The following is an 8,683-nucleotide window of genomic DNA, read 5'->3' on the forward strand; positions in this document are numbered from 1 at the left end:
CGCCGACCAGGCAGCGGCCGAACCAGTGAACCTGAAACCACGTCAACCCGCCCTGACCAGCTAATCAGCCACACCCGCACAGCGGGGGAACCTCACGTCGACGCGGTCGCCCCGCACATCGCCGGACGTGACACCCCTCGTTTGCGGCTGGTGACAGCGTTCTTACCGGCACGTCGGCCGTGGGTTCAGCGTGACTGAAGTGCTTTCACTGGGAACCCACGGCGTTTCCGGCAGGCAGGCGTGAAAGTGCGGCGGGTCCGTTGCCGCTGAATCGGCAGGTCCTTCACCACTGGGCTCACTCGGCGCGCTGTCCGACACGGAGGACGCTCAGGTAACGGCGTGATGCTCGATCGCCCATCCGCGTGCGGATGCGCTCGGCTACGGCGTCGAGCAGGGGCTCTCGGACGTCGCGGTCGAGCCTCCGGTACAGCGACAACGAGCGAAGGTGATCGGCAAAGCCGTCCCCGTTGAACCACTGAACGGTCGGATACCAGCGCACGATCGTTGGGCCGAACAGTCCTCCGGGGTCTTCGACCAGGCCCCAGCCCTCGTCGGTGGTGCGCACGTCGTCCTCCAGGGGAGGATGACCCCAGTCGGGGTTCCCGGGGCAGAACTGCTCGAGGAGATCGGCGGTCTCGGCGTACACCTCCGGCTCTCCCGGCCGGCGGACAACGACGTGGCCGAGCAGCGCCATCCAGCCTCCGGGATGGAGCACGTCGTGCGCCCGCTGCCAGCCGATCGACGGGTCGACCCAGTGCCACGACTGCGCGGCCACGAGAGCATCGAAGCGTCGGCCACGGTCGTCCCACTCCTCGAACGTCGACGTCTCGACTTCGACGTTGCGGAAGGAGGCGATCCGTTGGCGAGCGAGTGCGGCCATGTCTGCGCCCGGCTCGATGGCGGTCACTGAGCATCCGAGTGCTGCCAGCGAGCGCGTCGCCTGACCGGTTCCGCAGCCCACCTCCAGCACCGACGACCTGTCGTCCGTGCCGGTGACGGCGACAAGGTCTGCGAACAGCTCGTCGGGGTATCCCGGCCGGACCCGGTCGTAGAGCTCCGGCACCTCGTTGAACACCCGACCGAGGTCGTGTGGATTCGGGCGCATCGTCGGAGCGTCAGTCACGAGTGCACAAGCTATGAGGTTCGTCGGCGGGGACGCCACTGGTTTAACGGCAGCTCCTCGACAGCAGCCGTGTCGTCGAGCAGGTTCTGGGCGATGGCCGCGTAGCTGCTCGCGGTGGTGTGGGACAGGTTGAAGACCAGGGCGAGGTGCAGCGGGTCGGCGCCGGCGGTCAGTGCTTCGTGCAGGACCCGGTCGCCGCGGATGCGTTCGAGGTAGACGCCCTGGTGCAGTAGGTGCCGCTTGAGGTATTCGGGGCTGACGGGCCTGGTTCCCAGGGCGGTCTTCGCGTTGATCAGGACGTGCCGGTTGGGGGTCTTCGGCCAGGTGGCCCGGCACTGGTCGAGCCAGGCCAGCAGGGTCTGGTGGGGCAGTTCGCCGAGCCGTTGGCCGTGTCCGGCGATGGTGATCCTACGGTTGGGCAGGTCGAGGTCGTCCAGTGTGAGGCGGCGGATGGCGGTGGCGCGGGCGGCGTGGACGGCGGCCAGGGCGACGATCAGCCGTTGCGCCGGGGTGACGGCGATCCGTTGGACGGCGAGCACTTCGGCGTCGGTCATCGGCAGCAGGCTGCGTGGGATGTCTTCCATCCTGAGGCGAGTGGTGGGGTTGGCGAAGATCAGGCCGCGCTTCTTGGCGAAGCGGAACAGTGAGCGCAGTGCGGCGATGGCGTTGCGCCGCTGCCATCCGCGCAGGGGTGACAGCGCGGCCGTGACGTCGGTGACGGTGATCTCGCGCAGGTGTCCACGGGTCGTCGCCCAGTTCTCCAGCAGGGGGTGGACGCCGCCGAAGTAGACGTAGACGCAAGCGTGGGACCGGGGCTTGGCACGGCTGTCGCCGTCGAGCAGGACCAGCAGCCAGGCGCGGACGTCGCTGGCGAACCCGGCGGGCAGCTCGGCGGTGCGGTTCTCGATCCAGGTGCGGACCGCCAATACGCTGTCGTTTTCCAACAGCTCCAGGTCGGTGAGGACCTCGGCGACCCGAAGGCTGGAAGCGTGTCGCGGTATTCGCGCACGGACTTCGGTGAGTTTCACGGGCTTGCCGGGCGGGCGGTCGGCCAGCACCGCGGTCAGGCCGTCCATCGCGCACCGCACGAGTGACGGCGACCATCCGTTGGCCTCGCTGAGCTGCTTGGCATGTGCTGCGGCCGACCGCAGCACTGGGTTGTCCGAGGTGAGGGCGGGGTGCTGCCAGTGTGGTGGGGGTGGGACACCCGCCTTGCGCCGGTAGTAGGAGCCCAGGCCCCGGCACTTGTTGTCGCAGTACGCCCGGTCCCGCCGCGATTCTTCGGGCAGCGGCTTGCCGCAGTGCACGCAGGTCATCGTGGCGGCAGGGACTGGCCGGTGCGAGGACGCGGGGCGACGGCGCGTGGCTGGCCCACCGCAGTGGCCTGTGAGTCAGTTGCTGGTGTCGGTTCCGGCACTCGCGCCGGCTCGGGCAGCAGCAGTTCGTCGACGCCGCAGGCGAGCACCGCGCAGATGACGTCCAGCTCGTCGAGTTTGACGGTGTTCGGCTGACCGGACCACAGGCCCGACATCTTCCCCGCGCTGATCACCACGCCGCGTTCGGCGAGCATCCGCTGGAGTTCGCTGGCCTTCCAGATGCCGCGGTTGGCGGCCGCCAGGCGAAGGTTCCACTTCACTGGGCCAGTCCTTTCCATCGGTCGGTGGCGCGCTGCTGTCCGGCGACCCAGGCGTCTTCGACATGGGTGCCGTGGACGTGGATATACCGGGCCGTGGTACCGGTCCAGGTATGTCCGAGGAGCTCCTGGATCGCGAACAAGGTCATGCCGGCGAGATAGAGCTGGGAGGCGCAGAAGTGCCGCAGCACGTGCGGGGTGAGCTTCCCGGCCCAGGTGGGCAGGTGCTGGGCGGCGGCGTCGGCCAGCGACCGGCGGAAGACGTCGGCGGTCGCCCGCGAGCACGAGCCGTCCTGGTTCTTGCGCTCGGAGGGGAACAGTGGGGCGCCCGGCCGGGTGTGGTCGGCGTCGAAGTGGCCCCACACGTCCTCGATGAACCACCGCAGGTTGCGGTCGGCGCCGTTGATCAGCGGCACCAGCCGTGGCTTCGGCCCGCGTCTGCGGGAGCCCTTGCCGTGCCGGATGTTGAGCTTGCCGAAGCGGCCCAGCTCCCACCGGACGTCGTCCAGGTCGAGCATCCGTGCCTCGTTGATCCGCAGCCCCACGTCCGCCGCCAGCCGGGCCACCGCGTAATTGCGGGCGGCCGGGCCGAACTTGCGGCAGGTCACCAGCTCCTCGCGCCGCCCCGCGAACAGCTCCTCGATCTCTGCTTCGCTGGGCGGGATCCGCAGCTGCGGTTCCAACGAGGCCCGCGGCCGGTTCATCTCGTCCAGCGGGCACTCGACCACACGGCCGGTGAGGTTGTGCAACTCGACCTTGTGCCGCAGCTCAAGGAATTGGAAGAACACCGCCAGCGCACTCGCCCGGCCGGTCCGGGTCGACGGTTTGGCGCCGCGCAGCACCTTGCCGAAATAGACGTCGGCGCCGGCCGGCTCCATCTCCCACAGCGGACGGCCGAACCAGTCCCGGATCAGCTCCAGATGGTTGGTGTCGTTGCGGATCGTGCTGTCGACCAGACCGGCCGAGGCCCGCGCGAGTACGAACCCCGCCAGCACGTCGGTCTCGAACTCGGCGAGCTCCTCCTCGCTCACCGGCGCCCGGTACTCACGCAGATCGCGCACTACGGCCAGAGCCAACCCACGCCTCCACGACTTCACCCAGACTGAAGGAATCCCGACAGGGATGAGAGTTGCGCACTACGGATGAGGTTGGGGCAGAACGGCCGGCAGTCACCCGGACGAGGTAACAGGCCCAGGTCCAGGCACTCTAAGAAGCTGTTGTCTTTCCGGGCTTGAGGACTGCATTTCCGCTGGTCAGGTATAGGGGCGACGGTTCCGTGGCAGTGGTGACCTGTCGTGTTGTCGCTCCGGTGGAGGTCGGAGATGCCGTCGGTCGTGGGGCTGCTGGAACAGCGCGAGTGCGCCGCTCGCCGTCGTGTGGATGAACTGCGGGAGGAGGCCGATCGGATCCAGGCGGAGCTGGCCGTGGCCGAGCGGGATTGGAACGAGTGGGTCATTGCTTGCTCGCGTGTCGGCGAGGTACTGGCCCCAGGCGATGGTGACGTCGCCGGTCCTGATGTCTCTGTGGACCTGCCGGATGGCGGTGAACAGCCAGTGCCCGCTGGAGCTTCGGAGTCGGCGAAGTCGAAGTCGGTGGTGCCGATGTGGCGTGCGGGGCTGGCCCCGTCGGCGCTGTCGGTGGACTACCAGCGCATCCTGCGGGTCCTTGCCGACCGGGACCGACTTGGTCGAGGTCCGTTTTCCTGCTAGGAGATGGCCGTCTGCTTCGGCCTGGAGGTGGTGCCGGCGAAGGTGGAGGCGTTGCGGTCGAAGGCGAAGCGGATGGTGGCCCGGGGGTGGCTGGTCGAGCCGGTGCCGGGTCGGTTCACGCTCTCGGAGGGCGTGGCCGGAGAGGGCGCCGGATTGTGAACGGCGACCGTCAGACCCGCAGGGTTTCTCCCTGGGGGTCGAAGCATATGAGCCCGTGCTCGCGTGCCAGGGCAGCCGCATACTCGGAGACTTCCTCCGCCCTGCTGTAGGACATGAGCAGATAGACGATCGGGCCCGAGGCCTCGCCAATGACGGGCGGTGACGCCCAGGGGCTGCCAGCGACGTCGTCTGGATACCGCTCGACGAGTGCCTCGACATAGGCCTCGATGCGCGGCGACAGCTCGGCGATCACGTCTTCCGAATCGAGGTAGCGCTCGTAAAGTTCGTCAAAGACAGCGCCGGCTTCGTCGCCGCGCGGCCGCTCTCCATCCCACACGGCCAGGTCGTAGCTCATGTGCGAATGATCTCAGGTGCCAACCTGGCTTGGGCCGGAAGCCCCAGCACCGGACCGGTTCACCCTTGCGAGGGGCGTGGCCGGGCAAGGCGGCGGGTCATGAGCAGGGTCATCGACCAGTAGATCATCGCCTCGGCACTGCTGGTGCGGCGCTCGAAGTCGCGCACCAGTCGGCGGGTGCGCATCAGGTGGGCGAAGAACCGCTCGACGATCCATCGCTTGGGCAGGACCACGAAGCCACGCATGTCGTCGCTGCGTTTGACGACCGCGATGACCAGGGTGAGAGCGGTGAGGCAGTACTCGATGAGGCTGCCGGTGTAGCCGCCGTCGGCCCAGACCAGCTCCAGCCGGTGGTGCGCGTCCACGACCCGGGCGAGCAGGGTCTGCGCGGCCGCGCGGTCGCCGGTGTCCGCAGCGGTGACCTGCACCGCGAGCAGCAGACCGAGGGTGTCGACGACGGCGTGGCGCTTGCGTCCGTTGATCAGCTTTCCGCCGTCGAAGCCGCGGCTGTCCGCGCCGACGACGGCGTCCGCTTTGACCGACTGGGAGTCGATCACGCCTGCGCTCGGCTCCAGGTCCCGGCCTGCCTGCTGGCGGACCTTCCCTCGTAGCCGGTCGTGGAACTCGGTGGCCAAGCCGTGGTCGCGCCAGCGGCGGAAGAAGGCGTAGACCCGGTCCCACGGCGGGAAGTCCGCAGGGACGGCCCGCCACTTGGTTCCGTTGTCGACCAGGTAGCGCACCGCGTCCAGCATCGCCCGGTGGCAGTACGCTTCCGGCTGTCCGCCACGTCCCTGAAGCCAGCCCGGCACCGGCAGCAGCGGACGGACCACGGCCCACTCCGCGTCCGTCATGTCGGTGGGATAGCGCCGCTCGCGCGTCTCGTTGTCCGCAGCGTTCCCGAACCGGTGCGCGAGACAGTCACACGACGGGGCGACCGGACTGGACCCCGTCGGCGCGAGGGCGTACAAATGCGACAACAGGGCCTCCTGGAAAGCTTGTTGGCGTAGACACCCACCGAGCTACCAAGAGGCCCTGTTCTCCATACCCGGCACCCGCCGCGATCATCCGAACGAGACCCCCGTTCGACCAACACCGCTCAAGATCGGAACGACAACAGCCACTCAGTCGTGCCAGGGAACTGCGGACGAACACGGAACCCGGGGACTATTGCTCACCCTAGTCCGCGTGGATCGTCTCCGCAGCGCTGGCGGTATTGGCGGTGTTGGGTCCAACGCCCCTAACCGGAGGCCGCACAGTTCGGTGGTGCGGTCAGCGGCGGGGACTCCAACGGTGGAACACGCACTGGTTCTTTCCTGCGTGAATCCCGAGGGGCAGGGCGAGGCGGCCCTGTAGCGTACGCGTTCTCCAGCCCGGTGGTCTCCACGTCGATGGCCAGCAGCGTCTCGTCGGCGAGGAGGCGGCGGGCCCAGGCGGCGACCTGCTCGCGCTCGCGGGTCCACGACGATGGGCGCCGCAGGGAACGGATCGCGTCGTCCAGGTCGCGGTGGGCCTCGCTGGTTCCCTGGACCCGCCACAGCGGCCGGCCGCTGTCCGACTCGGCCGTCGCGGCCTCGTACACCGACCAGAGCTACTAGTCACTGCGCCGTAGCTTCGGGAGAGCGGGGTCGCCCCCTGCGGTGTCAGGCCGTCAGGCCGTACGAGTGTCGCGGTTGCCCGCCTTATCACACCTCTCTCCTTGATGACGGTCATAGTGGGGATTTCCGTCATTTCACGGATGGGAGGTGGCTGATTTGAAGAAAAGGTTCCTCACTGGCGGTGATTGTGTGGATGCTGTGTGCATCGCATCGTGGTAGGACGTGTGTACGGGCCTTGGAAGCTCCGGCTCGCGTCATCGCTCCGCTCGAAGCGCTTCTCCCGCCAGTTCGCACCAGCACCTCCAGTCATGCGCCGCTGATGGCCTCTCGCGCACGGGCGGCAGGAAGGAACTCGCATGTCCCTCCCCTCGAGACTGCGGCGCTGCGGCGCCGCAGCGCCGGCCGCGGCGCTCTTGCTGCTCGCCCCGACGCCGGCGCCGGCGTCGGCTGTCGACTTCGGCCTCGGCGGCAACGTATCCCTCGGCTGGTCGGTCCCGAACGCTCCCTCAGGGCATCTGACCAACATCACCTTCCCGATGGCGATCAACCCTGCGAGCGAGCAGACCGGCCTCTACTACGCCCAGCAGTTCGGCGTCGCCAACGGCCGGATCGGTTATACGGGCCTGCAGCCCCAGCCGACCAGCGGCAACACCCAGCAGTTCCGTGCCATCTTCTCGGTGTTCGCCTCCGGCGGCGCCGGCACCCCCGGAGACACCTCCAGCAACGACCCCAACTGCCGACCGGGCGCCGACGGCGACGCCGGCCAGTCGTGCTCCGTCCTCTTCAACGCCGTATACGGCCACACCTACAACCTCACGGTGAAGCGGACCGCGAGCACGTCCACCACCAACACCTGGACCGGCGACGTGTACGACTCCGCCAACCCCCAGCAGCTCGTGGCCCACATTGGCAGCTGGACGGTGCCGAGCGGTCTGCTCACCTCCTCGGGCAACGGGTTCGTCGAGTACGTCTACTACAACGCCGCCGGCACCTGTGCTCAGAACACGGTGTCCGACGCCTACTTCGGCGGCCCCAGCAGCACGGACGCGGGCGGTCTGTCCGGCGTGGTCAACAACGTCTACGAGTACGGCAGCTGCGCGGGGCAGTCCAATTTCGCCAGCACGCCCTCGGGGTCGGGCCAGCACGTCGTGCGCGGCTTCACCAGTACCAGCCCCATCAAGGGCTCGGCCTCCGGTCTCTGCCTGAACTCCCCCAGCCAGGAGCCCTGGGGCGCGCAGACGAACATCGTGGCCTGTGACGGCACCGGAAAGCAGATCTGGACGTTCCTGCCCAATTCCCCGAGCGTGTCCACCTCCCCGGTGCCCACCACCCCCCTCAGCCCCCAGGGCGTGATCCAGGGCTTCCTGCGCTTGGGAGCGACGGACCCCCTCGGCTACGCCGTGTGCCTGGACAACAACGGCGAGAGCACTCCGGGCGGCAAGGTGACCGTCTGGGGATGCGGCTCCCATAACACCAACCAGCAGTGGCGGCTCTACCCCGACGGCACCCTTCGCGCCGCGGACTCGGGCCTGTGCATCGATGTCGCGACCGGCAGCGGCAGCCTGCTCGTCCAGCAGACCTGCAACGGCGGCAACAGCCAGAAGTGGGTCCGGCAGGCCAACCCCTGATCCCGGATGATCCCGGAGTGGCCGAAGCCTGACGGCGTCGTGGACGCCTGAACCGTGCGCGTACGCATGGGCGGCGCCCTTGCCCTGATGAGGGCGGGGGCGCCGTGGTGTGCCGGGGAGGGTCAGGGCGGGATGCCGTCGATGATGTCGCGGGCACCCTGAGTAGGGTCGGGGACTGGCGCGGTGGCTTCCGCTCCGTTTCCAGCCCCCGCCGTTTCAAACCGTGCGTGCGGTTCTCCCGCACACGGCTTTCCGACATCGTTCACCGACTGGCATGCGCCGTCGCCCTGTGCACGTTTCCGGTGAGGCGGTAGACCCCGAGCCGGGTGATCCATCCGTAGGTGAATCGGGTGGTCCAGTTCCGGCCTCGGAGTCGGTGTTTCCGGCTGGCGAAGATGGCCAGTCGTTCGTGGACGTAGCCGTCGACCGCGTTGAATCTCCGCCCGGAGTTTCCGTTGCGGAAGTACGCTGCCCAGCCCCG

At 68.4% G+C, this 8,683-nt stretch carries 9 protein-coding genes and 1 pseudogene; 2 read left to right on the plus strand and 8 right to left on the minus strand.

Annotation, left to right across the window (positions count from 1 at the left end; genetic code table 11):
• Positions 1 to 295: 295 nt before the first annotated feature.
• The 4 genes from ACH4U7_RS52850 to ACH4U7_RS52865 are packed head-to-tail and all read right to left on the minus strand — an operon-like array spanning position 296 to position 3,832.
• The gene (locus ACH4U7_RS52850) at positions 296 to 1,123 is read right to left on the minus strand and encodes a class I SAM-dependent methyltransferase (protein WP_398534890.1); all 828 of its coding nucleotides are present in this window, start codon (positions 1,121 to 1,123) and stop codon (positions 296 to 298) included.
• Positions 1,124 to 1,134: 11 nt separating this feature from the next.
• Entirely contained in the window at positions 1,135 to 2,430 is a 1,296-nt protein-coding gene (locus ACH4U7_RS52855) for a hypothetical protein (protein ID WP_398534891.1), read from the minus strand.
• Between the two features lie 5 nt (positions 2,431 to 2,435).
• Positions 2,436 to 2,759 carry a helix-turn-helix domain-containing protein gene (locus ACH4U7_RS52860; RefSeq protein ID WP_398534892.1) on the minus strand — a complete coding sequence of 108 codons (324 nt, stop codon included), beginning with the start codon at positions 2,757 to 2,759 and terminating at the stop codon, positions 2,436 to 2,438.
• Positions 2,756 to 3,832, minus strand: a complete 1,077-nt coding sequence (locus ACH4U7_RS52865; RefSeq protein ID WP_398534893.1) for a tyrosine-type recombinase/integrase — start codon at positions 3,830 to 3,832, stop codon at positions 2,756 to 2,758. The genes ACH4U7_RS52860 and ACH4U7_RS52865 overlap by 4 nt, the downstream gene beginning before the upstream one ends.
• A 246-nt stretch (positions 3,833 to 4,078) precedes the next feature.
• Between ACH4U7_RS52865 and ACH4U7_RS52870 the strand changes: the two are divergent.
• Positions 4,079 to 4,624: pseudogene (locus ACH4U7_RS52870) on the plus strand (hypothetical protein).
• Between the two features lie 10 nt (positions 4,625 to 4,634).
• Here ACH4U7_RS52870 and ACH4U7_RS52875 read toward each other — a convergent pair.
• The 3 genes from ACH4U7_RS52875 to ACH4U7_RS52885 all read right to left on the minus strand — a co-directional run bounded on the left by ACH4U7_RS52875 (position 4,635) and on the right by ACH4U7_RS52885 (position 6,558).
• A complete protein-coding gene (locus ACH4U7_RS52875; RefSeq protein ID WP_358644967.1) occupies positions 4,635 to 4,979 on the minus strand; it encodes a hypothetical protein in 345 nt (114 codons plus the stop codon).
• Positions 4,980 to 5,038: 59 nt separating this feature from the next.
• Complete coding sequence (locus ACH4U7_RS52880) at positions 5,039 to 5,830, minus strand: IS5 family transposase (RefSeq protein ID WP_398534894.1); 792 nt, start codon at positions 5,828 to 5,830, stop codon at positions 5,039 to 5,041.
• A 386-nt stretch (positions 5,831 to 6,216) separates the two neighbouring features.
• The gene (locus tag ACH4U7_RS52885) at positions 6,217 to 6,558 is read right to left on the minus strand and encodes a hypothetical protein (protein WP_398534895.1); all 342 of its coding nucleotides are present in this window, start codon (positions 6,556 to 6,558) and stop codon (positions 6,217 to 6,219) included.
• Positions 6,559 to 6,930: 372 nt separating this feature from the next.
• On the opposite strand from ACH4U7_RS52885, the gene ACH4U7_RS52890 reads away from it, so the two are divergent.
• A complete protein-coding gene (locus tag ACH4U7_RS52890; protein WP_398534896.1) occupies positions 6,931 to 8,202 on the plus strand; it encodes an RICIN domain-containing protein in 1,272 nt (423 codons plus the stop codon).
• A gap of 262 nt (positions 8,203 to 8,464) precedes the next feature.
• Here ACH4U7_RS52890 and ACH4U7_RS52895 read toward each other — a convergent pair.
• On the minus strand, positions 8,465 to 8,683 hold a 219-nt coding region (locus ACH4U7_RS52895; protein ID WP_398534897.1), incomplete at its 5' end, for a group II intron maturase-specific domain-containing protein.

The organism is Streptomyces sp. NPDC020845 (genome assembly GCF_044334165.1).
In the GTDB taxonomy this organism is placed as follows: Bacteria; Actinomycetota; Actinomycetes; order Streptomycetales; family Streptomycetaceae; genus Streptomyces.

What these genes read in the sequence shown, in the direction of transcription:
- ACH4U7_RS52875 (WP_358644967.1), bottom strand. Translation starts at nt 4,979, where the DNA reads ATGAGCTACGACCTGGCCGTGTGGGATGGAGAGCGGCCGCGCGGCGAC.
- ACH4U7_RS52880 (WP_398534894.1), bottom strand. Translation starts at nt 5,830, where the DNA reads ATGACGGACGCGGAGTGGGCCGTGGTCCGTCCGCTGCTGCCGGTGCCG.
- ACH4U7_RS52890 (WP_398534896.1), top strand. Translation starts at nt 6,931, where the DNA reads ATGTCCCTCCCCTCGAGACTGCGGCGCTGCGGCGCCGCAGCGCCGGCC.